The organism is Pseudomonas sp. c313, assembly GCF_055407145.1.
Genome location: NZ_JBUZRD010000005.1, coordinates 37,913 through 63,267 on the forward strand (window position 1 = coordinate 37,913; position 25,355 = coordinate 63,267).

At 60.0% G+C, this 25,355-nt stretch carries 24 protein-coding genes; 16 read left to right on the forward strand and 8 right to left on the reverse strand.

All coding sequences use genetic code 11. The features are described 5' to 3' along the window. Positions 1–28 precede the first annotated feature (28 nt). Positions 29–1,348, forward strand: coding sequence for an Nramp family divalent metal transporter (locus tag ACZRKZ_RS16445; protein ID WP_463968825.1), 1,320 nt, complete (start codon positions 29–31; stop codon positions 1,346–1,348). Here the strand turns inward: ACZRKZ_RS16445 and ACZRKZ_RS16450 are convergent, their stop codons facing one another. Then, on the reverse strand, positions 1,349–2,281 hold the full coding sequence (locus tag ACZRKZ_RS16450; RefSeq protein ID WP_463968824.1) for a LysR family transcriptional regulator: 933 nt from the start codon (positions 2,279–2,281) through the stop codon (positions 1,349–1,351). A 116-nt stretch (positions 2,282–2,397) separates the two neighbouring features. Here ACZRKZ_RS16450 and ACZRKZ_RS16455 point away from each other — a divergent pair, with 116 nt between their 5' ends. The 3 genes from ACZRKZ_RS16455 (at position 2,398) to ACZRKZ_RS16465 (ending at position 3,607) form a co-directional block, all read left to right on the forward strand. Next, on the forward strand, positions 2,398–2,889 hold the full coding sequence (locus ACZRKZ_RS16455) for a DMT family transporter (RefSeq protein ID WP_133101181.1): 492 nt from the start codon (positions 2,398–2,400) through the stop codon (positions 2,887–2,889). A gap of 4 nt (positions 2,890–2,893) precedes the next feature. Next, entirely contained in the window at positions 2,894–3,346 is a 453-nt protein-coding gene (locus ACZRKZ_RS16460) for a DMT family transporter (RefSeq protein WP_133101180.1), read from the forward strand. A gap of 90 nt (positions 3,347–3,436) precedes the next feature. Further along, positions 3,437–3,607 carry a metallothionein gene (locus tag ACZRKZ_RS16465; RefSeq protein ID WP_149413646.1) on the forward strand — a complete coding sequence of 57 codons (171 nt, stop codon included), beginning with the start codon at positions 3,437–3,439 and terminating at the stop codon, positions 3,605–3,607. 84 nt (positions 3,608–3,691) lie between these two features. Here the strand turns inward: ACZRKZ_RS16465 and ACZRKZ_RS16470 are convergent, their stop codons facing one another. The 3 genes from ACZRKZ_RS16470 to ACZRKZ_RS16480 all read right to left on the reverse strand — a co-directional run bounded on the left by ACZRKZ_RS16470 (position 3,692) and on the right by ACZRKZ_RS16480 (position 6,157). Then, entirely contained in the window at positions 3,692–3,928 is a 237-nt protein-coding gene (locus ACZRKZ_RS16470) for a DUF6555 family protein (RefSeq protein WP_463982112.1), read from the reverse strand. Between the two features lie 188 nt (positions 3,929–4,116). Continuing rightward, entirely contained in the window at positions 4,117–5,154 is a 1,038-nt protein-coding gene (locus ACZRKZ_RS16475) for a purine-nucleoside phosphorylase (RefSeq protein ID WP_463982113.1), read from the reverse strand. 46 nt (positions 5,155–5,200) lie between these two features. After that, positions 5,201–6,157 (reverse strand): nucleoside-specific channel-forming protein Tsx, encoded by a 957-nt coding sequence (locus tag ACZRKZ_RS16480; protein WP_463982114.1) that lies wholly within the window; start codon positions 6,155–6,157, stop codon positions 5,201–5,203. Between the two features lie 224 nt (positions 6,158–6,381). Here ACZRKZ_RS16480 and ACZRKZ_RS16485 point away from each other — a divergent pair, with 224 nt between their 5' ends. Next, on the forward strand, positions 6,382–7,206 hold the full coding sequence (locus ACZRKZ_RS16485; RefSeq protein ID WP_463982115.1) for an aminoglycoside phosphotransferase family protein: 825 nt from the start codon (positions 6,382–6,384) through the stop codon (positions 7,204–7,206). On the opposite strand, the gene ACZRKZ_RS16490 is transcribed toward ACZRKZ_RS16485, so the two are convergent. Further along, a complete protein-coding gene (locus ACZRKZ_RS16490; RefSeq protein WP_463982116.1) occupies positions 7,176–8,123 on the reverse strand; it encodes an AraC family transcriptional regulator in 948 nt (315 codons plus the stop codon). The genes ACZRKZ_RS16485 and ACZRKZ_RS16490 overlap by 31 nt on opposite strands. 398 nt (positions 8,124–8,521) lie before the next feature. Between ACZRKZ_RS16490 and ACZRKZ_RS16495 the strand changes: the two genes are divergently transcribed. Both ACZRKZ_RS16495 and ACZRKZ_RS16500 read left to right on the forward strand, forming a co-directional pair. Next, positions 8,522–9,295 (forward strand): L-iditol 2-dehydrogenase, encoded by a 774-nt coding sequence (locus ACZRKZ_RS16495; protein WP_149413640.1) that lies wholly within the window; start codon positions 8,522–8,524, stop codon positions 9,293–9,295. A gap of 112 nt (positions 9,296–9,407) precedes the next feature. After that, entirely contained in the window at positions 9,408–9,824 is a 417-nt protein-coding gene (locus tag ACZRKZ_RS16500) for an SRPBCC family protein (protein ID WP_463982117.1), read from the forward strand. A gap of 394 nt (positions 9,825–10,218) precedes the next feature. On the opposite strand, the gene ACZRKZ_RS16505 is transcribed toward ACZRKZ_RS16500, so the two are convergent. The 3 genes from ACZRKZ_RS16505 to ACZRKZ_RS16515 all read right to left on the reverse strand — a co-directional run bounded on the left by ACZRKZ_RS16505 (position 10,219) and on the right by ACZRKZ_RS16515 (position 13,368). Continuing rightward, a complete protein-coding gene (locus ACZRKZ_RS16505; RefSeq protein WP_350614903.1) occupies positions 10,219–11,613 on the reverse strand; it encodes a sensor histidine kinase in 1,395 nt (464 codons plus the stop codon). Next, the gene (locus ACZRKZ_RS16510) at positions 11,591–12,274 is read right to left on the reverse strand and encodes a response regulator transcription factor (RefSeq protein WP_463968815.1); all 684 of its coding nucleotides are present in this window, start codon (positions 12,272–12,274) and stop codon (positions 11,591–11,593) included. The genes ACZRKZ_RS16505 and ACZRKZ_RS16510 overlap by 23 nt, the downstream gene beginning before the upstream one ends. Positions 12,275–12,447: 173 nt before the next feature. Next, positions 12,448–13,368, reverse strand: coding sequence for a MurR/RpiR family transcriptional regulator (locus ACZRKZ_RS16515; protein WP_149412715.1), 921 nt, complete (start codon positions 13,366–13,368; stop codon positions 12,448–12,450). 301 nt (positions 13,369–13,669) lie between these two features. Between ACZRKZ_RS16515 and ACZRKZ_RS16520 the strand changes: the two genes are divergently transcribed. From ACZRKZ_RS16520 to ACZRKZ_RS16560, 9 genes are all read left to right on the forward strand, one after another. Further along, positions 13,670–15,607, forward strand: coding sequence for a bifunctional 5-dehydro-2-deoxygluconokinase/5-dehydro-2-deoxyphosphogluconate aldolase (locus ACZRKZ_RS16520; RefSeq protein WP_463982118.1), 1,938 nt, complete (start codon positions 13,670–13,672; stop codon positions 15,605–15,607). 157 nt (positions 15,608–15,764) lie between these two features. Then, positions 15,765–16,673: a myo-inosose-2 dehydratase gene (iolE, locus tag ACZRKZ_RS16525; protein WP_463982119.1), complete on the forward strand. Its 909-nt coding sequence runs from the start codon at positions 15,765–15,767 to the stop codon at positions 16,671–16,673. After that, complete coding sequence (iolB, locus tag ACZRKZ_RS16530) at positions 16,670–17,464, forward strand: 5-deoxy-glucuronate isomerase (protein ID WP_463968812.1); 795 nt, start codon at positions 16,670–16,672, stop codon at positions 17,462–17,464. Before iolE ends, iolB begins: the two co-directional genes overlap by 4 nt. Positions 17,465–17,485: 21 nt before the next feature. After that, on the forward strand, positions 17,486–18,988 hold the full coding sequence (locus ACZRKZ_RS16535) for a CoA-acylating methylmalonate-semialdehyde dehydrogenase (protein WP_463982120.1): 1,503 nt from the start codon (positions 17,486–17,488) through the stop codon (positions 18,986–18,988). A 28-nt stretch (positions 18,989–19,016) separates the two neighbouring features. Beyond that, positions 19,017–19,838: a TIM barrel protein gene (locus ACZRKZ_RS16540; RefSeq protein WP_463982121.1), complete on the forward strand. Its 822-nt coding sequence runs from the start codon at positions 19,017–19,019 to the stop codon at positions 19,836–19,838. Between the two features lie 136 nt (positions 19,839–19,974). After that, positions 19,975–21,906 carry a 3D-(3,5/4)-trihydroxycyclohexane-1,2-dione acylhydrolase (decyclizing) gene (gene iolD / locus ACZRKZ_RS16545; RefSeq protein ID WP_463982122.1) on the forward strand — a complete coding sequence of 644 codons (1,932 nt, stop codon included), beginning with the start codon at positions 19,975–19,977 and terminating at the stop codon, positions 21,904–21,906. Between the two features lie 15 nt (positions 21,907–21,921). Continuing rightward, entirely contained in the window at positions 21,922–22,932 is a 1,011-nt protein-coding gene (gene iolG, locus ACZRKZ_RS16550; RefSeq protein ID WP_463982123.1) for a bifunctional inositol 2-dehydrogenase/D-chiro-inositol 1-dehydrogenase, read from the forward strand. 58 nt (positions 22,933–22,990) lie between these two features. Continuing rightward, positions 22,991–24,043: a Gfo/Idh/MocA family protein gene (locus ACZRKZ_RS16555; protein ID WP_463982124.1), complete on the forward strand. Its 1,053-nt coding sequence runs from the start codon at positions 22,991–22,993 to the stop codon at positions 24,041–24,043. 374 nt (positions 24,044–24,417) lie between these two features. Next, a complete protein-coding gene (locus ACZRKZ_RS16560; protein ID WP_463982125.1) occupies positions 24,418–25,353 on the forward strand; it encodes a sugar ABC transporter substrate-binding protein in 936 nt (311 codons plus the stop codon). The last annotated feature ends 2 nt before the right edge of the window (positions 25,354–25,355 follow it).

Sequence of the window (25,355 nt, forward strand, 5' to 3'; positions counted from 1 at the left end):
TGTTCTGCGTGTTTACCGGGTACCCCGCGTGAAATTTAGCTTGCCGAAAATCGCTACTGCTCCGTTCTGCCCGCCGGAAGTCGCCGGCTCCATTGCAGTCGATCCCAGTGCCTCATTTTTCAAACGGTTGCTGAAATTCGCCGGCCCCGGCTTGCTGATCTCCATCGGCTACATGGACCCGGGCAACTGGGCGACGGCCATCGAGGCCGGCTCACGCTATGGTTACAACCTGTTGTTCGTGGTGTTGCTGGCCAGTTTGGCCGGGATGGCGGTGCAGTGTTTGTGTTCGCGGTTGGGCATCGCCACCGGCAAGGACCTGGCGCAGCTGTGCCGTGAGCGCTACAGCAAACGCTCGGCGCGCACACAATGGGTATTGGCGGAAATCTCGATCATCGCCACCGACCTCGCCGAAGTTCTCGGCTGCGCCTTGGCTTTTCACCTGCTGCTGGGGGTTTCCCTGACCACCGGCATCGTCATCACTGCCTTCGATACGCTGCTGATCCTGGCTCTGCAAAACCGTGGTTTTCGCCGCCTGGAAGCAATCATGCTGGCACTGGTGGCCACCATCGGCGTGTGTTTCTTTATCGAACTAGTGCTGATCAAACCCTACTGGCCGGACGTGCTCCGTGGCTTTACGCCGTCGTTGTCGGCCATCAGCGATGCCGCGCCGCTGTACCTGGCCATCGGCATTCTAGGGGCGACGGTGATGCCCCATAACCTGTATTTGCACACCTCCATCGTGCAAACCCGGTTGTTCGGCAAGGATTTGGCCAGCCGCCAGGACGCGGTCAAGCTGGCGCGTATCGACACCATTGGCTCCCTGGCCCTGGCCTTGTTGGTCAACGCGGCGATCCTGGTGCTGGCGGCGGCGGCCTTCCACCAGACCGGCCACTTCGAGGTCGTGCAAATCCAGGATGCCTACCACCTGCTGGACCCACTGGTGGGCGGTGCCTTCGCCAGTATCCTGTTCGGCATCGCCTTACTGGCCTCCGGGCAAAGCTCCACTTTTACCGGCACCATCGCCGGGCAAGTGATCATGGAGGGCTACCTCAACCTGCGGATTCCCTGCTGGCAGCGGCGCCTGATCACCCGTGGGCTGGCGCTGATCCCGGCATTCCTCGGGGTGTGGCTGATGGGGGACGATGCCATCGGCAAGTTGCTGATCCTCAGTCAAGTGGTGTTGAGCCTGCAGTTGCCGTTTGCCTTGTACCCGTTGATTCGCATGACTGGCGACAAACAGCTGATGGGGCCGTTCGTCAATCGCCTGCCCACGAAGCTGTTGGCCTGGACCCTATTTGCGGTGATCAGCGGCGCCAATGCCTGGTTGATCGGGCAATGGCTGTTCTAATCAGCGATCCCAGTACGGTATCGGCCCGAAGCATTCGACGAAGTAGTCGATTACCGTACGAACCTTCACCGACAGGCGTCGGCTTCCGGGCCACAGCGCCGCAATTTGTTGCGGCTCCAGAGTCGTGGCCACTTCATAGTCAGTCAGCACAGCCTGTAAGGTCCCGGCACGCAGGCCTTCGCCGATCAACCACGACGGAAATACCACCAGGCCCAGGCCTTGCTCGGCGGCGTGGGTCAGCGTATCGGCGTGGTTGCCGGTGATCGGGCCCTTGACGCTGTAGGGCGTCCAGTCGCCCTGGTCGCGGCGAAAGAACCAGCGCTGCTGGCCGGTGACGCCTTTGTAGGCCAGGCATTGGTGGTTCACCAGTTCATCGGGGTGTTGTGGCGTACCGTATTGCGCCAGATAGGCAGGGCTGGCGGCGATGCGGAAACGTTGCGGGGCGAAAATGCGCGCCTGCATGCCGGAATCGTTGAGTACGCCGATGCGAAACAGCAGGTCGGTACCGCCTTGCAGCGGGTCGACGTAGGTGTCGGTCTGCTGGATATCCAGTTGCAGCTTGGGATAGCGCCGGCACAGCTCACCCAACCATGGCGAGAGGTGCCGCTGGCCGAACACCATCGGCGCGTTGATCCGCACCAGGCCGCTGGGCTCGCTTTCCTGTTCCTGCAAGGCCTGTCCGGCTTCTTCCAGTTGCTCCAGCACCAAGCGCGCGTGATGGCCCAGCAAACGCCCGGCCTCGGTGGGGCTGACGGCACGAGTGTGGCGATACAGCAGTTGTTGGCCCAGGGCCTGCTCCATCAACTGAATTTGCCGGGAGATGGAGGAGGGTGCCAAGCCCTCACGGCGGGCGACTTCGGAGAAACTGCCGTAGTCCAGTACCGCGACAAACAGGCGAAGCGCCTTGAAACTCAACTCGCTCAAGCCCTGCATGATGACTCCCTGCTGTGCGCAATACGCAAAGGTGTTGTTGGTATGCTCCCATTTATCGCAAGGCACTGCCACCGGATAATGCACGCCATCGCTCCTCTCTAATGCGCAGGTGTTCTATGCAAACTTCCTCTCTTGACGGTGCGGGCCTGGCTCAAGCCAAGCCGAAAACCTTTCTTCGGCTACTGTTATTGCCGCTGGTGATTTTCGCCGGCATGGGCTTGTCGGTGGAAGCCGGTTTGCTGGGGCCGTTGGGCGTGCAGGTCGGGCACTTGTGGGCGACCTTGAGTATCTTCGGCGTAGGCTCCGCGATTCTGTTTTTACTATTGCTGTTCAGTGGCCCGCAAAAAGGCCCGGCCCTTACCGACCTGCCGCGCTGGCAGTTGATCGGCGGCTTCCTGGGCCCGATGTACGTGGTGGTGCTGACCCTGGCCACGCCGCATATCGGCATTGCCATGACCATGATCGCGATTCTCTCCGGCCAAGTGGGCAAGAGTGTGTTGATCGACCACTTCGGCTGGTTCGGCACCACGCGCAAACGGGTCAACGGTGAGCGCTGGATTGCGCTGCTGTTGATTGTGGCGGCACTTGTTTTGATTGCACGGGGTTAAGACGATGAATCTGATTGTGTTGTTGGTATTGGTGGTGGCCGCAGGTGCGGTGTTGAGTGTGCAGGCGGCGATCAATGGTCGGCTGGGGCAGACGGTGGGTGTATTGCGCAGCAGTCTACTGACCTTTGTGGTCGGGGCGATCAGCACCGGCCTGTTGGTTCTGTTCTTTGAGCCGGCTCACGCGGTTAGCCTGTTGGATGTGCCGAAATGGCAACTGACGGGGGCGTTGTTTGGGGTGGTGTACATGATGGTCATGGTCGGTGCTGTACCGATTGTTGGCACAGCGGTGGCGACTGTGGCGGTGATCGTTGGGCAATTGGGCATGGGCATGCTGATCGACAATTTCGGCTGGCTCGGCAACCCGGCCATCGAACTGTCCGGCAGCCGGATTGTGGCAATGCTCTGCCTGGCGCTGGCCCTGGTGTTCATGTATCGCAGCAGTACCCGCGCCGATTAACGACTTTGAACCAACGGTGGTGTCGGGCAGTCACTGCTTAAGGTGTCGGCGTTCGCCGCACCGGGACGACCATGACGAAGGAGTCTGATCATGCAAGAAAAAACCTGTGCCTGCCCTCACTGCAACTGCCTGGTGGGGCAAACGGCGGTGATGAAAGAAGGTAAGAGTTATTGCTGCCAGGGCTGTGCCGATCATCATGCCCATGGTGAGCCGTGCGCTTCGTCTACGGGGTGTGAGTGTGCCAAGTCGGCGCATGGCTAAATGTGAAACGCTTGTAGGGGCGAGCGGCCCCTACAGGGTTATTGCGGTTCCAGCGCCAGTCTAGGCTGTGCCTCCCTGACAGGTTCAAGAGCGCGCGTCCGAGCGGCGCCATTGCACATTTGCGATGCCAAACTTCTCGGCCTGGGGCTGGCTGGTCTTTTTCACCTGTTCCCGGGCAAATCGGCCGATGCGGCCTATGCCGGCATCGCAGCTTGCCCAATGCCAGGCTTCTGCGGTGTCGAGTTTTTCCAGGCGAATAATGAAAGACTTGGGCGTGCCATGCAGCGTGTAGTCGATCACGAAAAAATTTGCGTTGTTCATGGACCTGTTGACCCTCCTTGTGTCTTTAAGTGATCACTCAGGGCGGTAAAAATTCATTCGGATTGTCGGCTGCGGTTATTTTCTTAGAAAGAAAGCTGCATGGCCTGGGGCTGTGGGAGTTTGTCTGGTCATGGAAACGATGCCCAAATAAAGGTCATCAAGACAGTTGCTCCCACAGCAAGAGGGATTTACGCCTCGGGAACACCTTTCTCCCACGCCGACCAGTTCTTCAGAATCGCCTGCACCAATGGGTTGCCGGTGCGGTACAGGTTCTCCAGCGCTGGCACGAACCCGCCCTGGTCCGCGTACTTCAGCAGGTTGTCGACTTCGCTGTAACCCGGATACGGTCGGTCGAAATCGGAGCCTGCGCGTACCACGGCCAGGCGCTGGATATCCACCAGACCTTCACGACTGGCCCGCAGCAGCGCTTCGTAGGTGGAGTTGTCTTCCTGCTGGGTGGTGCAGTAAACGCCTTTATTGTCGGTAAGCAACTGGGTCCAGACTTCGGCGCGTTCGCTCAAACGCGTGCCGGAAAACCAGGTATTACCGGCTAGGGTGTCGCACTGGGTGACCTGCGGCGGCTGGTTGGCCGGGGCGTACGGGTAGTGTTTGCGCCACGCGGTGGATTCCTTGCTTTCACTGAGTTCGACCTTTTGCGACAGGGCAAATGCCTTGGCCTGAAGTTTCGGGTTCAGCTCGAATACTTCGGTCTTGTAGTCCAGCGGCGGTTTCTCATTCGGGCCTTTGGTGTTGATACCGATATAACCGGTCGGCCAGTCCTTGGGCGCATCCCGGGAATCTATTTCCCACTGGGTGCCGAACTCCACTAGGTAGTGGGCCCAGGCTGCGGTGCCGATGGTGCCGTGGTGCGGGTTGATACCGGCAATCCCGGCGACCAGGAAGTAGCTCTGGCGCAGGTCGAACTTGGGTGACAACGCCAGGGCCAGGGTGGAGGCGGCGGCGTTGGTTTGGCCCATGCCGGTCACCAGCAGGCACACGTCCTGGGTGTTGCAGCGGATTGCCGGGTACTCGGCCGACAGGCCTGGCACGCGGACTTCCTGCTTGAGTTCCAGGCGATCAATCCAGTGCTGTGCCTCGGGGGCGAACATGGTGATCAGCATCACTTTGGGTTTGATCGGTGCAGGCTGTGCAGCGAAGGTGTTGGAGGCTATCAGTGTGCCAAAGGCCAAACCAACGGCTACAGAAAGACGAGTCACTGCGTGCATAAAATCCCCCTACGAAATGAATAATGAGCGGCTTCCAGCTGTCCGCTCAAAACTGATAACCGACCCCAGCGTAGTAACCCCAGCCGTTGGAGCGGGCGCGGAAGTTGCCGTCACCGAAATTCAGCTCGCTGCCGTCCTGCCAGTTGCCGCCGTTATGAAAATAACGGCCCACCAGGGTGAAGCGCAGGTGCGTGAAGGAATACAACAGCACGTTGGTTGCAACCAGGGAGTTGGCAGTGCGCGCCGGGTTGTCCTTGTGCAAATCCGAGCCGAAATCGTAGTTGGTGAAACCGATATAGGTCAGCGAAGCGCCGTTGTCGAAGCTGCCGATGGGCACGATGTATTTCATTTGGGCGCGGTAGCCGTCCCAGGAATATTCATTGCTGGCGCCGTAGTTTTCCCACTGGTAACGCCCGTAGAAGTTGGCCGACAGGTTGACCCGCGAGTGGGTGTCGATGTCGGTACCCAGGCCGCTATATAACGTGTTGGCGCGGTTGGCCTTGTTGCTGCCGTGGTCGTAGACCCAGTCGAAGGCCACGTACCATTCCTTGAACGGCCCGACGGCCAGGCTGCGGCCGGCCAGGTAATCGATGGAGATGCGCGGTTCGTGTTCCATGAACACTGGCGAGCCATGGTCCCAGACGCCTTTGTCATTGCTGTTACCAATACCGAAGATCTTTGGCACATCTATATAACCGTATAGCTCGAACGGCCCCTTGCGGCCGAAGTACTCGTACTCCAGGTAAATGTCATCGGCAGGCTTGGGGCCGAAGCTGATGTCTTTGCTGCCAATGATCGTCAGGTCTTGGTTGAACCAGTCGGAGAGGTAAGGGCCTTCTTTCTTCGGGGCGGCCGCCGCGCTCAGGGTTTCGCCTTGTGCTGAATCATCGGTGACTTTTCCCTGCCCCAAAGTGGGGCCGCTGAGTACTCCCGTAACGGCTGCCAGTAGCAGAGAAACACCAAAGGTTGTGGCGGACGCGGGGCGTCTGGACGTCGATTGCATTGAAAATCCCTGTTCGTGTGCGGTTTAGACCCGGCTGGCCGGGAAAGGGCGAACGTGCCGGTAATTTGTCGTCAAGTCCGATCCGCAAACGTTTGCATAGGCTGTACCAACTTTGGTCAATGGCTTGAAATGGATAGAAAAATGTCGAATTAGCCGACCTTTTGGTCAGAAACGTGACTTCGCGTTTATGGCATCCTGTCGGGCAATGAACAGAGAGCCCGCAGATGTTCGATCACTGGCTACAACGCTGGAAACTGACCCCCGATGGTGACGCCATCATTACCCCCGGCAGCCACCTGCTGCCAGTGCGCTGGCAAGGCGAGCCCGCGATGCTGAAGATCGCCCATACGCCTGAAGAAAAACTCGGTGGCCTGCTGATGAGTTGGTGGGCGGGCGAGGGTGCGGCACGGGTGTTCGCCCATGACGGCAATGCGCTGGTGATGGAGCGCGCCACAGGTGCTGGGTCATTGATGCAGATGGCCCTCAATGGCCGGGACGACGAGGCCAGCCGCATCGCCTGCGCCACCGTTGCCCGGTTGCATGCACCCAGATCCTCTGCGCCCGAAGGGTTGCTGTCTCTGGAGCGATGGTTTCAGTCGTTATGGACTGCCGCCGAGCAAGAAGGTGGGCTGCTGCTCGATTGTGCTGTCACTGCACGCACGTTATTGACGATGCAACAAGAAATCGTGGTCTTGCACGGCGATGTGCACCACGACAACATCCTCGACTTCGGCCCACGGGGTTGGCTCGCCATCGACCCGAAGCGGGTGATGGGCGAGCGGGGTTACGACTACGCCAATCTGATCTGCAACCCTGACCTGCCCACCTGCACCGATCCCGTACGTTTCAACCGGCAGGTCGACATCATCACCCAGGCCGCCGGGCTTACGCGCCAGCGCCTGCTGCAATGGGTGGTGGCCCACGCCGGGTTGTCGGCAGCCTGGTTCCTGGAGGATGAGGCGCGGGATCAGGCGGATGTAAGCCTGCAAGTTGCACGACTGGCGCAACAGGCATTGGCTCAATGGGCCTTGGTAAACGGCAATGCCTGATCACCGTTGCGATTGAACAGATACATCGCCGTCTCCCGACGGTACTCGCTGGGCGTCTGGTCCATTTCGATGCGGAAATGCCGATTGAAGTTGGACAGGTTGGCGTAGCCCACTTCAAAACAGATGTCGGCGACGGACATCTCGCTTTGCAGCAGCAACCGGCAGGCGCGCTGGACCCTGAACTTGCGCATCAGGTCGATAAAACCGTGGCCGGTGATGCGCTTGAAGAACCGCGAGAAGCCCGGTTCGCTCATGTCCAGGCGCTGGGCGATCACCGACAGGCGCACGTCACCGGTCAACTCGCTCATCAGATAGTCGAAAGCCTTGTTGATACGCTCTGAGCTGCGGGCGTCCAGGGTTGGCGCGTAGCAGGTGCTGGCGAGGGCATGTACCTCCAGCGCCGGCGCTTTGATCAGGGTGTCGAGCAATTGCAGAAACAGGATCAAGCGCTTGAGCCCCAGGGCCGGGCCGATCTGTTCAAGCAGTTCGGCGGCCTGGAGGGCGGTGGCCCCGGTGAACTCGAGGCCACGACGGGCCAGGTCGAACATGTGCTGCAGGTCGCCCAGTTCCGGCAACGTCTTGCCCAGGGTGAGCAGGGTGGCACCGTCGAATTGCAGCACCACGTCGCGCCCGTGCAGGTGTTCGCCGGGGGCCAGGTCGCCGATCCAGTCATGGGGCAGGTCCGGCCCGATCAGCGCCACGTGGCCTGCACCAAAGGCGCCGATGTAGTCGCCCGCCACCAGCTTGCCGCTGCCCTGGCGAATCAGATGGATTTCGAATTCAGGGTGGTGATTCCAGCGCGCCAGCGCGTAGGGATAGTCATGTTCGTACCAGCGAAAGCCATGCTCTGCCTCGGGGAGAATGACCTCAAGTTCGGCGGGGCGCTGCTCGAACAAGGCTGCGCGGCTGTCTGGCATGTCTTGGCCCCTTAATGGGTTCTTGGAATACGATCAAAGTACGCCCTTTTCCTGGCAGGCGGCTACCTGGTGTTTTGCTTGCCACTGATACTTTTTTGACCCTGTAAGCGATAGTTAAAAAAGTACCAGTCGTGCATCCGCCATTCGTTTGTTCGGGCCTCTCCAAGCTGCTGTAATCGAGTGGTCAACAACAAAAACAAGAGCTCCCGTCGCCAATGGCGCGGGTGGAGAGCGCCATGACCCCTATCCCGAAGACGCTTTTGCTGGTGGCCGGCCTGTGTGTGGCGATGGCCAGCCATGCGGCAGAAACGGTGACCATCGCCACTGTCAACACACCACCGAGCGCGAGATGAAACGCGCTGGTTATCCGAAATAGCCCTTATAAGGATGAGCATCCAATGAAACGACTGGAAGGTAAAAGCGCCCTGGTCACCGGCTCCGCACGCGGTATCGGCCGATCCTTTGCCCAGGCCTATATTAATGAGGGCGCTACTGTCGCCATCGCTGACATCAACCTGCAGCGAGCCCAGGCTACGGCGTTAGAGCTGGGCCCCAACGCTTACGCGATAGAGATGGACGTGACCCGCCAGGTCTCCATAGATGCCGCGATTGCCGCCGTAGTGGTACAGACCGGCAAACTCGACATCCTGATCAACAACGCTGCGCTGTTCGATTTGGCGCCGATCACCGACATCACCCGCGAGAGCTTCGACCGGCTGTTTTCCATCAATGTCGCCGGTACGCTTTTTACCTTGCAGGCCGCCGCTCGACAGATGATCAGCCAGGGCCACGGCGGCAAGATCATCAACATGGCCAGCCAGGCCGGGCGCCGGGGCGAGGCGTTGGTGGCGGTGTACTGCGCCACCAAGGCGGCGGTAATCAGCCTGACGCAATCGGCGGGGCTGAACCTGATCAAGCACGGGATTAACGTGAATGCCATCGCGCCGGGTGTGGTGGATGGCGAGCATTGGGATGGGGTCGATGCCATGTTCGCCCGGCATGAGGGTCGGCCTTTGGGCGAGAAGAAACGACTGGTGGGGCAAGAGGTGCCGTTTGGGCGCATGGGCACGGCTGAGGATTTGACGGGGATGGCGATTTTCCTGGCGTCGAAGGACAGCGAGTATGTGGTGGCGCAGACGTATAACGTCGATGGTGGGAATTGGCTGAGCTAAAGGGTCAAGCGATGAGTTGCCGGTGGTCGGCGGCGATCAAATACTCCTGGGTCCGATGCTGTGAGTGTATGGTGATTTGAGTTTCCCCCTACTTATTGATTGGAGTCCTGTCGTGGCCAAAGCATCCTCTGCAATTGAAATCCCTGTGTCGGCCGAGCAGGTCTGGCAGTTGGTTGGCGGCTTCAGCTCGCTGCCCGACTGGCTGCCCTTGATCGCCAAGAGCGAACCGAGTGAAGGTGGCCGCGTGCGCCACCTGCAAACCGTCGATGGTGGCGTGGTGGTTGAACGTCTGCAGGCCTTTGATGAAGCAGCGCGCACCTACAGCTACTCCATCAGCGAGTCGCCGTTTCCGGTGGGTGAGTACCTGGCGACTTTGCGCGTTGAGGCGCTGACGGACAGCACCGCGAAAGTGACCTGGTCCGGGGTGTTTACCCCGGTGGTCGGGGTGACGGATGCGGCGGTGGAGGAGTTGTTTGCCGGTGTTTACAGCGGTGGGCTTGAAGCCTTGCGGGCTAACTTTCCTGCCTGAGAATATGGGGGGGCGGTGGTGCGACTGGGTTGGGTTGGGTGCAATCCGTTATTTTGGTCAGGGCGGATTAGGGTTACGCCCTTACGGCGTGTCACTTTGCAAAAGCGGCAAAGTAACCAAAGCGCTCTTGCCCCACCACTTGGTAACTCGCTGTGGCTCGGCATGCCTTCACTCCGGCATTGCCATCGTGGTTAACGGGGCGCCTTAGATCAAGATCAAGATCAAAAGCACGGCGGCCTGGTAGCCGACCTGAGTGGTGAGAAGCAAGAGCGGATCTACTGCCCACTGTCCACTGTAGGAGCGAGCTTGCTCGCGATGGTCGTTAACGATAACGCTGGCTTCCTGAATCACCGCGGTGCCCTCAGGTTCTTCGCGAGCACGCCCGGCTTGTTCTTTAGGCCTCGGGCATCAACTGCTGCCGACACTCCAGCACCAACCGCGCACCGCCACGTTCGCTGGTGCCCACTTCCAGCTTGAAACCATGCAGATTGATGATCGCCGCCACAATCGACAGGCCCAAGCCAAACCCGCCTTGCTGACTGCTTTCATCGACTCGGTAAAAACGCTGGAACACCGCTGCTCGTTCCGCCTCCGGGATACCGGGGCCGGAGTCGAGGACTTCGATTCGCGTGCTGCCGGCATCATTGACCGCCCGCAAAATCACTTCGCCGCCCGGCGGAGTGAATTTGATCGAGTTGCTCAACAAGTTGGCCAGGGCCTCGAACAGCAGCGCCCGATCGCCCGTGATCCACGGCAGCGATTCGGGAGTTTCCAGCAGCAAGTCCATCTGGCCTTCTTCGGCCAGGGGCAGGTAGAAATCGTGGAGTTCCTGCAGTAAGGGCAGGGGGTCGAGGACCAGGAAGCCGGAACGGCGCTGATGGTCTTCCAGTTCGGAAATGCGCAGCAAACCACGAAAACGGGCCATCAGCGTGTCGGTTTCACTGATCACTTCGTCCAGTTGCAAGGCATGAGCCGAGCCTTCGTCGGCTTGTTGCTTGATCCGGTATAACTGCGCCCGCAGTCGGGTCAGCGGGGTGCGCAGGTCGTGGGCGATGTTGTCGCACACACCCTTGACCTCGTTCATCAGCTTTTCGATGCGGTCGAGCATGGCGTTGACGATGGCGGCCAGCATGTCCAGCTCGTCGCGGCGGTTGGACAGGGGCAGGCGATGTGTCAGGTCGCCGGCGACAATTGCCTCGGCGCTGGCCTGGATTGCGCGAATGCGCCGCAGCGGCCGCCGGCGCAACAAGTGCCAGCCGGCAGCGCCGGGAATGATGGTCAGGGAAATGCCCCACAGCAAGGCATGCAGAATGATCCGGGTCACGCCGAACAGCGAGCCGTTATCGCGCACCAGGATCAGCCAGCGGCCATCCTGGGTGTGGGTTGCCACGGCGTCGCAACTGTCCTGGGGCAGTTTCGGGTCGTCGGAGTCGATGCAATTGGCCAGGGCGTGGATGTGCCCGTCCAGGGGCAAGTCAGGCGGGATCTGTCGGATCGGGCCGCTCAGGGGCTTATATTGCTCATCGAACAGGCCGTAGGCGTCGATGCCCTTCATGTCGAAGGTCATGCTGGTGGTCAGGGCTTCCACCAGTTGCTCGCCCTCAAAGCGCTGGAACAGGTGCTGGCGCTGCATCAACGAATGGCGCGAGAGGTTGCTCAGGTAACCGGAGACTTCGTAGTACAGCACCCCCATGAGGATGCAGCTCCAGGCCACGAACAACGTGCTATACAGCGCCAGCAAGCGGCTGCTGGAAGAGCGCCAGCCTTTAGAGGGGTTCAGCAATGACATAACCCGAACCTCGCACCGTGCGGATTAACGGCGTAAGGCCCGGCGAGTCTATTTTCTTGCGCAGGCGGCCGATGTGCACGTCGATCAGGTTAGTGCCAGGGTCGAAGTGATAACCCCAGACTTCCTCGAAAATCATCATCCGCGAGAGAATTTGCCCAGTGTTGCGCATCAAAAATTCCAGCAGCTTGTATTCGGTGGGCAACAGGCTCAGGGGCTGGTCGGCACGGCTGGCTTCGCGGCTGATCAGGTTCAGCTCAAGGTCTGCCACCCGCAGGGCGGTTTCGAATTCCTTGACGGTGTTCTTGCGGCGCAGCAGCACTTCGACCCGCGCGGCCATCTCGTCGGAGGCGAAGGGTTTGGTCAGGTAATCATCGCCACCGGCCCGCAGGCCGCGCACCCGCTCATCGACATCGGAGAGTGCGCTGATCATCAGGATCGGCGTCGACACACCGATGGTACGCAAGGTGGTGACGATGGCCAGGCCGTCCAGCTCGGGGAGCATGCGGTCGAGGGTGATCAGGTCGTAATCGCCGCTGACGGCCCGGACCAGGCCTTCGCGGCCGTTGTCTACCCAGTCTACTTCCAGTCCATGGCTACTCAGCTCGGCGACGATCTCGCGGGCCGTTACGGCGTCGTCTTCGATGGTCAAAATACGGGTCATAAGGAGTACCTGGTGAACAATTCACACTGAAGTCGGGAATTTTGCCAAGAAATGATAGCCGGCTTCCTAAATAAAAATTCATGTTGGTAAAAGCAACACGATTTTCCTGATGATTGTTCCCACTCCGAGCAAGGAACCCCGCCATGGCCCGTTAGCCGTCCCGCCAGACAGGGTCAGTCGTCAAACCCAACCTGCTCATGAATCTCATCGACCTTCAACTCCAGCCGATACGCCACGGCAATAAACAACGCCTGGCACAGGCATAACGTTGCACTCAATGACCTGAACGCAAACGACGACCCTTCATTGACCAGCAACACCGCATTCGCCCGCTTGGCCAGGGGTGAGAGGTTACTGTCGGTGATGATCAAGGTCTTGGCCTGATGATGCTGGGCAATGCGCAGGCAATGCTGCGTTTCCTTGCCATAGGGCGTGAAGCTGATGGCAATCACCAGGTCATTGGCCCGCACGCTGCGCATCTGTTCGCGGTAGCTGCCGCCCAGGCCGGACACCAGATGGATGCGCTTGTTGGTGTGCTGCAGGTTGTAGACCAGGTAGTCGGCGACGGCAAAGGAGCGCCGCACGCCGACCACATAGATATTGTCGGCATTGACCACCAGGTCCACGGCCTTGTCGAAGGCCACATCATCGAGTTCAAGGCCCAAGCGTTCGATACCCGACAACGTGGCGTTGACACATTCGCGAGCCAGGTCGCCGCCGCTGGCTTTCTGCGACTTGTTGGCGATCATGCTGCGGATGCGCTGCTGGTAGTTCTGTACCGGGGTGGTCTTGTGGGTGTAGGCCTCGCGGAACAACGCCTGCATCTCACTGAAGCCACTGAAACCGAAGCGCTGGGAAAACCGCACGATGGCCGAAGGGTGGACTTCGCATTCCCGGGCGATGTCGCTGATGCGGTCGACCATGATCCGGTCGCTTTGCTGGCTCATGTAGCTGGCAATGCGCTTGAGCTGGCGCGGCAAGCTCTCGTATTCGTCGGTGATCAGCTGCAACAGGCGCTCGGCATTGATCGGGGGGCTGGCAAGCGCTTCTTCTGGGGCGCTCTCTGGGTTAGCCGGCTGATCGGTGCGGGGCATAGGGAATCCTTCTGGCTTGTGCTTACGGGGAATGAGGCAGCCCCAGACAATAGGTCGATGGTCGCAAGTCTACAGGGTGGGCGTAAAAAAATACCCCGCATCATGGCGTGTGGCCGTTGCTGAAACGATGCACTGTTGCTGGATCAGTTCTATGATGGCGTATTGGAAAATATATTCCATAAAAAATATTTATAGAATAATTATTGATTGGTGCTGTCAGACGTTCTAGTCTGCATCCACCAAGAGCGTTTGCCGCCGCCACGACGACAGACGCAGGCTGATAAAAATAACAGGAGCCAGCATGGGCCAGACTCGTTTTGCCAGTGGGCGTCAATTGGATCTGATTTGCCTCGGACGCCTGGGCGTTGATCTCTACGCCCAACAAGTGGGCGCGCGGTTGGAGGACGTCACAAGCTTCGCCAAGTACCTGGGCGGTTCCTCCGCCAATATTGCGTTCGGTACCGCACGGTTGGGGCTCAAGTCGGCGATGTTGAGCCGGGTGGGGGACGACCACATGGGCCGCTTCCTGGTGGAGTCCCTGGCCCGTGAAGGCTGCGATGTCAGCGGTATCAAGGTTGATCCGCAACGCTTGACCGCCATGGTCTTGCTGGGGCTCAAGGACCGCGAAACATTCCCGCTGGTGTTCTACCGCGAGAACTGCGCCGACATGGCCCTGCGCGGCGAAGACATCAGCGAGGCCTTCATTGCCTCCAGCAAAGCGCTGCTGATCACCGGCACTCACTTCTCCACTGACGGCGTGTACCAGGCCAGTATCCAGGCCCTGGACTACGCCGAAAAACACAACGTCAAGCGTGTGCTGGACATCGACTATCGCCCGGTCCTCTGGGGGCTGGCCGGCAAGGCTGACGGTGAAACCCGCTTTGTCGCCGACCAGAACGTCAGCCAGCATGTGCAAAAAATCCTCCCGCGTTTTGACCTGATCGTCGGCACCGAAGAAGAATTCCTGATTGCCGGCGGCAGCGAAGACTTGCTGACGGCGTTGCGCACCGTGCGCCGCCTGGCGCCGGCAACCCTGGTGGTCAAGCTCGGCCCGCAAGGTTGCACGGTGATTCACGGCGACATTCCGGCGCGCCTGGAAGACGGTGCGATCTACCCCGGCGTACGCGTCGAAGTACTCAACGTGCTGGGCGCCGGCGATGCATTCATGTCGGGCTTCCTCAGCGGCTGGCTTGAAGACGCCAGCGACGAGCGCTGCTGCCAGTTGGCCAATGCCTGCGGCGGCCTGGTGGTCTCCCGCCATGCCTGCGCCCCGGCCATGCCGACTCGCGCCGAACTCGACTACCTCTTTAACAGCCCAGTGCCGATTACCCGGCCCGATCAGGACGCGGTGTTGCAACGCCTGCATCAGGTCAGCGTGCCGCGCAAAGCCTGGAAGCAGCTGTTCGTGTTCGCCTTCGACCATCGCTGGCAATTGGTGGAACTGGCGCAGAAGGGCGGCCAGGACCCAGCGCGCATCAGCGCCATCAAGCAACTGTTTATCAAGGCGGTGGAGCGGGTTGAAAGCAAACTGCGCGAGCAAGGCATCGACGCTGATGTAGGCCTGCTGGCTGACCAGCGCTTCGGCCAGGACGCCCTTAACGCCGCCACCGGTCGCGGCTGGTGGGTCGCGCGACCGGTGGAAGTCCAGGGCTCGCGGCCGCTGGCTTTCGAACACGGGCGCTCCATTGGCAGCAACCTGATTGCCTGGCCCCAGGAGCAAATCATCAAGTGCCTGGTGCAGTTTCATCCCGACGACGAACCGCTGCTGCGCCTGGAGCAGGAAGCGCAACTCAAGGGCCTGTACCAGGCCTCGCAAGTCAGCGGCCATGAACTGCTGCTGGAAATCATCCCCCCCAAGGATCACCCGTCCGTTCATCCCGACGTGCTCTACCGCAGCCTCAAGCGCCTGTACAACCTGGGCATCTACCCGGCCTGGTGGAAGATCGAGGCGCAGTCTGCCGAGGACTGGAAAAAACTCGACGAGCTGATTCAGGAGCGCGATCCCTACTGCCGGGGCGTGGTGCTGTTGGGGTTGAACGCCTCAGCCGAATGCCTGGCGGATGGCTTTCAAAAGGCCAGCCAGAGCCAAACCTGTCGTGGTTTTGCCGTGGGCCGCACGATCTTCCAGGAGCCGAGCCGGGCGTGGATGGCGGGGGAAATTGATGATGAGACATTGATCCGGCAGGTGCAGGGCACGTTCGAACAGTTGATCAATGCCTGGCGTAGTTCCCGCGGTTAATTGATTTCAACTGTAGGCGCGAGCTTGCTCGCGATGGTCGTTAATGATGACGCTGGCATCCTGAGTAAACGCGGCGTCTTTGAGTTTTTCGTGAGCAAGCTCGCTCCTACAAAGAGCCCGTTCTCAGGTTAATTTGAAAACAATAAAAGGTGCAGCCATGCCCGCTATCCGAATTGGCATCAACCCGATCTCCTGGAGCAACGACGACCTTCCGGCCCTGGGTGGCGAAACGCCCCTGAGCACCGCGTTGAGCGAAGGCAAGGAAATCGGCTACGAAGGTTTCGAACTCAACGGCAAATTCCCCAAGGACGCCAAGGGCGTCGGCGATGTATTACGCCCTTATGACCTGGCGCTGGTCTCCGGCTGGTATTCGAGCCGCCTGGCGCGGCGTTCGGTGGCTGAGGAAATTGACGCCATCGGCAGTCACGTCGAACTGCTGCGTGAGAATGGTGCCACAGTGCTGGTCTACGGCGAAGTCGCCGACTCGATCCAGGGTTCACCGATCCGCCTGATCGAGCGCCCGCGTTTTCACAGCGAACAGGCCTGGCAGGAATACGCCGATAAACTCACGCAATTGGCGCGTTTCACCCTGTCCCAAGGCGTGCGCCTGGCGTACCACCACCATATGGGCGCCTACGTCGAATCCCCTGAAGACATCGACAAACTGATGAGCCTCACCGGCCCCGAAGTCGGCCTGCTGTTTGATTCGGGTCACTGCTACATGGGCGGTGGCGAGCCCATCGAAGTGTTGCGCAAGCACATCGATCGCGTCTGCCACGTGCATTTCAAGGACGTGCGCAAACCGGTGGTGCAACTGGCCCGCAACAACATGTGGAGCTTCCCCGACTGCATCATCAACGGCACCTTTACCGTGCCGGGCGACGGCGATATCGACTTCGCCGCGCTGCTGGACGTACTGCTGGCAGCTAACTATCACGGTTGGCTGGTGGTGGAAGCCGAGCAAGACCCGGCGGTGGCGCCCAGCTACGCCTACGCAAAAAAGGGCTACGACACCCTGCGAGAACTGCTGAGCGCCGCTCTTGTGAAAGGGAGTGCCGGACAATGAGCCTGTTAGTCAAAAGCAACCAACGTGGGCAGACCATGGTTGAGCTGGAGCCGGGCCGCCTGGAGTACGTGGGTTTTGCCGCCTACCGCTTGAGCCTTGGCGAAACCCTGCCGGTCAGCGCTGGCGATAAAGAGCTGTGCCTGGTGCTGCTCAGCGGTCGCGTGAATATCCAGGGCGAAGGCTTCAACTGGGAAAACCTCGGTGATCGCCAATCGGTGTTCGAAGACAAGTCACCGTTCGCCGCTTACCTGCCGCCGGGCAGCACCGCTCAGGTGAGCGCCTTGAGCGACGTGCAAATCGCTGTCTGCGCGGCCCCAGGTTCCCCGGCTGCCGGTCTCGTTCCACGGCTGATCCGCCCCGAACAGTGCAAGCGCAGCGTGCGCGGCAAGGGAGCCAATACGCGCTACGTCTGCGACATCCTGCCAGACACCGAGCCGGCCCATTCCCTGCTGGTGGTGGAAGTGCGCACGCCGTCCGGTCACTCGTCGAGCTATCCGCCCCACAAACACGACACCGACGACTTGCCGCACCAGAGCTTTCTTGAAGAAACCTATTACCACCAGATCAACCCGCCACAGGGCTTTGTGTTCCAGCGGGTCTACACCGATGACCGCAGCATCGACCAGGCCATGGCCGTGGAAAACAGCGACCTGGTGGTGGTGCCCAAGGGTTACCACCCGGTCAGCGTGCCCTACGGCTACGAGTCGTATTACCTGAACGTGATGGCTGGGCCCAAGCGCGCCTGGCACTTCCATAACGACCCGCAGCACAGCTGGCTGCTGGACCTTTAACGACTTCGACGGAGAACAACAATGAGCAACGCCCAGGTGATCGGCCATTACATCAACGGCCAGGTGCAGGACAGCGGTAGCGAGCGCTTCAGCAATGTCTTCAACCCGGCCACCGGCGAGGTACAGGCGCGAGTCGGGCTAGCCAGCCAGAAGACTGTCGACGAAGCGGTGGCCTCGGCCTTGAAGGCATTCCCGGCCTGGTCCGAGCAATCGTCCCTGCGCCGCTCGCGGGTGCTGTTCAAGTTCAAGGAATTGCTCGACCAGCACCATGACCAGTTGGCCGAGATCATCAGCCGCGAACACGGCAAGGTGTTCTCCGACGCCAAGGGCGAAGTGACCCGTGGCATCGAGATTGTCGAGTACGCCTGCGGCGCGCCGAACCTGTTGAAAACCGATTTCAGCGACAACATTGGCGGTGGTATCGACAACTGGAACCTGCGCCAGCCCTTGGGTGTGTGCGCCGGCATCACGCCGTTCAACTTCCCGGTAATGGTGCCGCTGTGGATGATCCCGCTGGCCCTGGCCACCGGTAACTGTTTCATCCTCAAGCCCTCCGAGCGTGACCCGTCCGCCAGTTTGTTGATGGCGCAACTGCTGACCCAGGCCGGCTTGCCCGATGGCGTATTCAACGTGGTTCAGGGCGACAAGAGCGCGGTAGACGGCCTGTTGCAGCACCCCGATATCGAGGCGATTTCCTTTGTTGGCTCTACGCCCATTGCCGAGTACATCCACCAGCAGGCCACCCAGCGTGGCAAGCGCGTGCAGGCCTTGGGTGGCGCGAAGAATCATATGATCGTGATGCCCGACGCCGATCTGGACCAGGCAGCGGATGCCTTGATCGGCGCGGCGTACGGCTCGGCCGGCGAGCGTTGCATGGCGATCTCCATTGCCGTGGTGGTGGGCGATGTCGGTGACAAGCTGATTGACAAGTTGCTGCCGCGTATCGACCAGTTGAAGGTCGGCAACGGTATGCACAAGGACAGCGAAATGGGGCCGTTGGTCACCGCTGAGCACAAGGCCAAGGTGGAAGGCTTTATCGACCAGGGCGTGGCCCAGGGTGCGAAGCTGATTGTCGATGGCCGGGGCTTCAAGGTGCCGGGCGCGGAGGGTGGTTTTTTTGTCGGCGCGACCTTGTTCGATAACGTCACGACCGAGATGAGTATTTACCAGCAAGAGATTTTTGGCCCGGTGCTGGGCATTGTGCGAGTGGCGGATTTTGCCAGCGCCGTGGCTTTGATCAATGCCCATGAGTTCGGTAACGGTGTGTCCTGCTTTACCAGCGACGGCGGCATCGCCCGTGCCTTTGCCCGCAACATCAAGGTCGGTATGGTTGGCATCAATGTGCCGATCCCGGTGCCGATGGCCTGGCATTCGTTTGGTGGCTGGAAACGCTCGCTGTTTGGCGACCACCACGCCTATGGCGAAGAAGGCATTCGTTTCTACAGCCGCTATAAAAGCGTGATGCAGCGTTGGCCTGACAGCATCGCCAAGGGTCCTGAATTCAGCATGCCGACGGCCAAGTAATTTTTATCGAGTGTGGAGCACAACAACAATGAACTCGCCTCTACGTTTCGCCCTGAACCGCATGGTCGCCCCCAACCTTTCCCTGCCGGAGTTTATCGAGCTGGCGGTGACCTTGAAATGCGACGCCATTGAGATCCGTAACGACCTTGCGGGCATCGAGATTGAAGACGGCACGCCTGCCAGTCGCGTGCGCGAGTTGTGCGCGGTGCATGGCATCACCGTGCTGTCGATCAACGCCCTGTACCCCTTCGATGTATGGAATGACGAGCGCCGCGCCCAGACGGTGAAGCTGGCGACCTATGCCCGCGAATGCGGCGCACAGGGCCTGGTGATGTGCCCACTGAACGAGCGCGCTGATTCGCGCAATGAAGCCCAGCGCGCGGCGGGTTTGCGCACGGCGTTGAGCGAGCTGGCGCCGATCCTGCGCGAATACGGGATTCTGGGCTTCATCGAGCCTTTAGGCTTCGAGGAATGTTCCTTGCGGCGCAAACATACGGCGGTGGACGCGATCAAGTCCATGGGCGGCCTGGATGTGTTTCGCCTGGTGCATGACACCTTTCACCATCACCTGGCCAGCGAGCATGAGTTCTTCCCGGAATTGACCGGGTTGGTGCATATCTCCGGCGTGGAAGATGCCAAGGTACCGTTGGCAACCATTCGTGACGGCCATCGAGTGCTGGTAGGCGAGGGCGATATCCTCGGCAACGCGGCGCAGATCGACACCTTGCTCCGCACCGGCTATAGCGGCTATCTATCGTTTGAGCCGTTTGCCGAGAGCGTGCACGGCCTGGCGGATATCAAGCAGGCGCTGGGGGCGAGCATGACCCACCTAAAACAATCTCTGGTCTGACCCAGATCCCCTGTAGGAGCGAGCTTGCTCGTGATGAACCTGAGAGTAACGCGTTGATTCAGAAAGCACGCGTTATCGCTAACGACCATCGCGAGCAAGCTCGCTCCTACAGTTTATTTTTTGTGCAGGGGGCAGCATGACTACCACACGATTGACCATGGCCCAGGCCTTGGTAAAGTTCCTCGATAACCAGTACATCGAAGTCGATGGCGTGCAGAGCAAATTCGTCGCCGGTATCTTCACGATTTTCGGCCACGGCAATGTGCTGGGCCTGGGCCAGGCACTTGAGCAGGACAGCGGTGACCTGGTGGTGCATCAGGGCCGCAACGAGCAGGGCATGGCCCATGCCGCCATCGGTTTTGCCAAGCAGCACCTGCGACGCAAGATCTACGCCTGCACCTCTTCGGTTGGCCCCGGCGCCGCCAATATGCTCACCGCTGCGGCCACCGCCACGGCCAACCGCATCCCGTTGCTGTTGTTGCCTGGCGATGTCTACGCCAGCCGCCAGCCCGACCCGGTGCTGCAGCAGATCGAGCAGTTCCACGACCTGAGTATCAGCACCAACGACGCCTTCCGCGCCGTCAGCAAATACTGGGACCGCATCAACCGCCCCGAGCAGTTGATGAGCGCGGCGATCCACGCCATGCGTGTGCTTACCGACCCCGCCGAAACTGGCGCCGTGACCCTGGCCTTGCCGCAAGATGTGCAGGCTGAAGCCTGGGACTACCCCGACTATTTCCTGCAAAAGCGCGTGCATCGTATCGACCGCCGCCCGGCGACCGAAGCCATGCTCGGCGACGCGATTGCCGCTTTCAAGGGCAAGCGTAAACCGCTGATCATCTGCGGTGGCGGGGTCAAGTACTCTGGTGCCAATGCTGCATTGCAAGCCTTTGCCGAACGCTTTGACATTCCCTTCGCGGAAACCCAAGCGGGCAAGAGCGCCGTGGTCTCAGCCCACCCGCTGAACCTCGGCGGTATCGGCGAAACCGGTTGCCTGGCGGCGAATCTGCTGGCCCCGGAGGCCGACCTGATCATCGGCATCGGCACTCGCTACACCGACTTCACTACCTCATCGAAGTCATTGTTCAAACATCCCGAGGTGCAGTTTCTCAACCTCAATATCAGCCCTTGCGATACGTTGAAACTGGACGGTGTGCAGCTGCTGGCGGATGCCAAGGTGGGCCTGGAGGCTTTGTCCGAAGCCTTGGGCGATTACCGCTCCAGCTGGGGCGATCAACCACGGGACGCCAAGGCGCAGTTGAATGCCGAAGTTGACCGCATCTACCAGGCCCAATACCAGAGCGAAAACTTCGTTCCGGAAATCAACGACCACATGGACCCGGCCGTGCTGCGCGAGTTTATCGAGCTGACCGGCTCCTGCCTGACTCAAAGCCGCGTGCTGGGCGTGCTCAATGAAACCCTGGCCGACGACGCAATCATCGTCGCCGCCGCTGGCAGCCTGCCCGGTGACTTGCAGCGCAGCTGGCGCAGCAAGGGCGTGAATACCTATCACGTCGAGTACGGCTATTCGTGCATGGGTTATGAGGTCAACGCCGCCTTGGGCGTCAAGCTGGCCGAGCCTGAGCGTGAGGTGTACGCATTGGTGGGCGATGGCTCCTACATGATGCTGCACTCGGAGCTGGTCACCTCGATCCAGGAGCGGCGCAAGATCAATGTGGTGCTGCTGGACAATATGACTTTTGGTTGCATCAACAACCTGCAAATGGAACACGGCATGGACAGCTTCGGCACCGAGTTCCGCTTCCGCAACCCCGAGAGCGGCAAGCTCGACGGTGGTTTTGTGCCGGTGGACTTCGCTATGAGCGCAGCGGCCTATGGCTGCAAAACCTACAAGGTCAGCACCGTGGAGCAGTTACAGGCGGCGTTGGTCGATGCGCGTACGCAAACGGTGTCGACGCTGATTGATATCAAGGTTCTGCCCAAAACCATGATTCACAAATACCTGTCGTGGTGGCGGGTCGGTGTGGCGCAGGTGTCCACCAGCGAGCGCACCGACGCGGTGGCAAAAACCCTCAATGAACGCCTGGCCAAGGCCCGGCAGTACTGATAAAGGAGTCCTTACATGTCTTTGAAACTTGGTGTTATCGGTACTGGCGCCATCGGCCAGGATCATATCCGTCGTTGCAGCCAGACCTTGCTCAACAGCCAGGTCGTCGCCGTCACCGACATCAACCTTGAGCAGGCCGCCAAGGTCGTCGCCGATTTGAAACTCACCGCCGAGGTCTACCCCGACGGCCACGCGCTCATCAACTCGGAGCAAGTCGAAGCGATCCTGGTCACCTCCTGGGGGCCGAGCCACGAAGAGTTCGTGCTGGCCGCCATCGCCGCCGGCAAGCCGGTGTTCTGCGAAAAACCCCTGGCGGTGACGGCCGCAGGCTGCCGCAAGATTGTCGAGGCCGAAGTGGCCCACGGCAAGCGTCTGGTGCAGGTGGGTTTCATGCGCCCCTACGACCAGGGCTATCAAGCCTTGAAAGCGGTGATCGACAGCGGCCAGATCGGCGAGCCATTGATGCTGCACTGCGCTCACCGCAACCCTACCGTGGGCGAGAACTACAAGACCGACATGGCGATCACCGACACCTTGATCCACGAGTTGGACGTGTTGCGCTGGTTGCTGGCCGATGACTATGTGTCGGTGCAAGTGGTGTTCCCGCGCAAGACCAGCAAGGCTCACGGGCATCTGCGTGACCCGCAGATCGTCCTGCTGGAAACCGCCAAGGGCACGCGCATCGACGTGGAAGTGTTTGTGAACTGCCAGTACGGCTACGACATCCAGTGCGAAGTGGTGGGGGAGACCGGCATCGCCAGGCTGCCGGAACCGTCCCAAGTGCAACTGCGCAGCGGCGCCAAGCTGTCCAATGCGATTCTGATGGACTGGAAGGACCGGTTTATTGCGGCCTATGACGTTGAGTTGCAGGCGTTTATCGACGGCGTGCGTGCTGGGCAAGTGGGCGGGCCATCGGCGTGGGATGGTTTTGCGGCGGCGGTGGCGGCGGATGCGTGCATCGAGGCGCAAAACAGTGGGCAGATTGTGAAAGTCGGCCTGCCAGAGCGTCCACACTTTTACGGCTGATCATAGGAGAACCTATCCATGCGCATCGCCCTGGCCCCCTACATAAAGGAATCGACCCATGCGAATCGGACTAGTCGGATACGGCCACGGTGGCCGTTTTTTTCACGCACCGCTGATTGCCAGCCTGCCGGGAGCAACCTTTGTCGGTGTCGTCACCCGTTCACCCGAGCGGCGCCAGCAACTGGCGACCGAACACCCTGAGGTCAAGGCCTTCGACAGCATCGAGCAGATCGTTGAGGCCGGTGTCGACGCCTTGGTGATCTCCACCACACTCAAAGGTCGCCCAGCGCTGGTACTGGAAGCGATCGAACACGGTGTGGCGGTGGTCAGCGACAAACCGTTCGCCAGCAATGCCGCCCAGGCGGGGGCCTTGATTACTGCTGCCGAGCGTCAGGGCGTGTTGCTGAGCGTCTACCAGAATCGGCGCTGGGACTCGGATTTCCTCACCCTGCGCAAGCTGATCAACGCCGGCGCCCTGGGCACCATCACCCGCTTTGAATCCCGAGTGGAGCGTTACAACCCCGCGTCCGTGGGCAATGCCAGTGGCGGCGGGTTCCTGCGTGACCTTGGCAGCCATCTGGTGGACCAGGCGATGCAATTGTTTGGCCCGGTAGATCGGGTCTTCGCGCAATTGCACTACAGCGTCGAACACCCCGGCCTCGACCATGGCTTCTTTGTTTCCCTGACCCACGCCAACGGGGTGATCTCGCACCTGTGGGGCAGCGCCCTGCAAAACAGCCAGGCGCCGCGTTTTCGGGTTAACGGCAGCGCAGGCTGTTACACCGTTGAAGGCCTGGATGGTCAGGAAGAAGCGTTGATGGCCGGCAAAACCCCGAAAACCGAGGGTGAGCACTGGGGCGCGGAAGAACACCGACGCTGGGGTTGGTTCGAACAAGGTCCGGAGCGTGAGCGTGTGCCCTCGGAAAAGGGTTGCTGGAACCAATTCTATCGCCAGCTGCAAACCGCTGTTCAAGGCCAGGGCCCATTGCCGGTGGATCCCCGTGATGCCTTGGAGACCACCCGCGTGCTGGACGCCGCACGGCTCAGCGCCGAGCGTCAACAGGTAGTGGAAATGGTCGCTGTCGAGGGTTATGGAGCAAAAATAGAATAAAATTCTAAAACTTGTTGATATGGAAATTATTTTCTAATAAAGTCATTTCAAGGTTGCTCATAGTGACGTCCCGATCTGCCGTTGAGGCGGTGGAGGACGACTCAACAAAAACAAGACACAAAAACAACCAGGTACCGTCAGATGAAAATCTTCAACGCTGCACTGCGAGTTTTACACTCTGCCTTCCCGCCCCGCGATGTGCCCCGCGCACGGCCGCTGTATTTTTCCTTCCTTAATGTCCTTTGCGTCGAAAGCAAGGGTGCCCTGGTGTGCTGCATTCCGGGGGCGCCGATCGTTCGGCTGCCTTCGCCAAAATAATGCTCTGAAAAACGCAACGTCCAAAAAACCAACAAGAAATTGGAGACAGACCGTTCATGAAGACCAATATCCGTTTTGCCTCGCTGGCCCTGTCCATGATGCTTGCCAGTGGTGTGGCCACGGCCGCCGACATCAAGGTCGGTGTGAGCATGTCGCAGTTCGACGACACCTGGCTGACCTACCTGCGTGAGGACATGGACAAGCAAGCCAAGTCCTATCCCAAGGGTGAAGGCGTGCAACTGCAGTTCGAAGACGCCCGCGCCGATGTGGTCAAGCAGCTAAGCCAGGTCGAAAACTTTATCAGCCAGAAGGTCGACGCCATTGTGGTCAACCCGGTAGACACGGCGTCCACCGCAAGAATCACCAAAGCGGCGGTCGACGCCGGTATTCCGCTGATTTATGTCAACCGCCGTCCTGACCAGAAGGACCTGCCCAAGGGTGTGGTCACCGTGGCTTCCGATGACGTAGAGGCTGGCCGCCTGCAAATGCAATACCTGGCCGAGAAGATGGGTGGCAAGGGCAACATCGTGATTCTGCTGGGGGACTTGGCGAATAACGCCACGACCAACCGCACCAAAGGTGTAAAAGAAGTGTTGGCCAAATACCCGGACATCAAGGTCGAACAGGAACAGACCGGGATCTGGCTACGGGACAAGGGCATGACGCTGGTGAACGACTGGGTGACCCAAGGCCGTAAATTCGACGCGGTGGTTTCCAACAATGACGAGATGGCCATCGGTGCTGCCATGGCCCTGAGAACCGCTGGTGTCGAGAAAGGCAGTGTGCTGATCGGCGGTGTCGATGGTACGCCGGACGGTTTGAACGCGATCACCAAGGGTGATATGGCGGTCTCGGTGTTCCAGGATGCCCACGGCCAAGCTGTCGGTTCGGTGGAGGCGGCGGTCAAAATGGCCAAGAACGAGCCGGTCGAGCAGAACCTCTTGGTGCCGTTCAAATTGATCACCCCGGACAACGTTAAAGATTTCAAATAGTC

Excerpts from the sequence above, each read along its gene's own strand:
- ACZRKZ_RS16450 (WP_463968824.1), bottom strand. The coding sequence starts at position 2,281 with ATGCAGGGCTTGAGCGAGTTGAGTTTCAAGGCGCTTCGCCTGTTTGTC.
- ACZRKZ_RS16455 (WP_133101181.1), top strand. The coding sequence starts at position 2,398 with ATGCAAACTTCCTCTCTTGACGGTGCGGGCCTGGCTCAAGCCAAGCCG.
- ACZRKZ_RS16460 (WP_133101180.1), top strand. The coding sequence starts at position 2,894 with ATGAATCTGATTGTGTTGTTGGTATTGGTGGTGGCCGCAGGTGCGGTG.
- ACZRKZ_RS16465 (WP_149413646.1), top strand. The coding sequence starts at position 3,437 with ATGCAAGAAAAAACCTGTGCCTGCCCTCACTGCAACTGCCTGGTGGGG.
- ACZRKZ_RS16470 (WP_463982112.1), bottom strand. The coding sequence starts at position 3,928 with ATGAACAACGCAAATTTTTTCGTGATCGACTACACGCTGCATGGCACG.
- ACZRKZ_RS16475 (WP_463982113.1), bottom strand. The coding sequence starts at position 5,154 with ATGCACGCAGTGACTCGTCTTTCTGTAGCCGTTGGTTTGGCCTTTGGC.
- ACZRKZ_RS16480 (WP_463982114.1), bottom strand. The coding sequence starts at position 6,157 with ATGCAATCGACGTCCAGACGCCCCGCGTCCGCCACAACCTTTGGTGTT.
- ACZRKZ_RS16485 (WP_463982115.1), top strand. The coding sequence starts at position 6,382 with ATGTTCGATCACTGGCTACAACGCTGGAAACTGACCCCCGATGGTGAC.
- ACZRKZ_RS16490 (WP_463982116.1), bottom strand. The coding sequence starts at position 8,123 with ATGCCAGACAGCCGCGCAGCCTTGTTCGAGCAGCGCCCCGCCGAACTT.
- ACZRKZ_RS16495 (WP_149413640.1), top strand. The coding sequence starts at position 8,522 with ATGAAACGACTGGAAGGTAAAAGCGCCCTGGTCACCGGCTCCGCACGC.
- ACZRKZ_RS16505 (WP_350614903.1), bottom strand. The coding sequence starts at position 11,613 with ATGTCATTGCTGAACCCCTCTAAAGGCTGGCGCTCTTCCAGCAGCCGC.
- ACZRKZ_RS16510 (WP_463968815.1), bottom strand. The coding sequence starts at position 12,274 with ATGACCCGTATTTTGACCATCGAAGACGACGCCGTAACGGCCCGCGAG.
- ACZRKZ_RS16515 (WP_149412715.1), bottom strand. The coding sequence starts at position 13,368 with ATGCCCCGCACCGATCAGCCGGCTAACCCAGAGAGCGCCCCAGAAGAA.
- ACZRKZ_RS16520 (WP_463982118.1), top strand. The coding sequence starts at position 13,670 with ATGGGCCAGACTCGTTTTGCCAGTGGGCGTCAATTGGATCTGATTTGC.
- iolE (WP_463982119.1), top strand. The coding sequence starts at position 15,765 with ATGCCCGCTATCCGAATTGGCATCAACCCGATCTCCTGGAGCAACGAC.
- iolB (WP_463968812.1), top strand. The coding sequence starts at position 16,670 with ATGAGCCTGTTAGTCAAAAGCAACCAACGTGGGCAGACCATGGTTGAG.
- ACZRKZ_RS16535 (WP_463982120.1), top strand. The coding sequence starts at position 17,486 with ATGAGCAACGCCCAGGTGATCGGCCATTACATCAACGGCCAGGTGCAG.
- ACZRKZ_RS16540 (WP_463982121.1), top strand. The coding sequence starts at position 19,017 with ATGAACTCGCCTCTACGTTTCGCCCTGAACCGCATGGTCGCCCCCAAC.
- iolD (WP_463982122.1), top strand. The coding sequence starts at position 19,975 with ATGACTACCACACGATTGACCATGGCCCAGGCCTTGGTAAAGTTCCTC.
- iolG (WP_463982123.1), top strand. The coding sequence starts at position 21,922 with ATGTCTTTGAAACTTGGTGTTATCGGTACTGGCGCCATCGGCCAGGAT.
- ACZRKZ_RS16555 (WP_463982124.1), top strand. The coding sequence starts at position 22,991 with ATGCGAATCGGACTAGTCGGATACGGCCACGGTGGCCGTTTTTTTCAC.
- ACZRKZ_RS16560 (WP_463982125.1), top strand. The coding sequence starts at position 24,418 with ATGAAGACCAATATCCGTTTTGCCTCGCTGGCCCTGTCCATGATGCTT.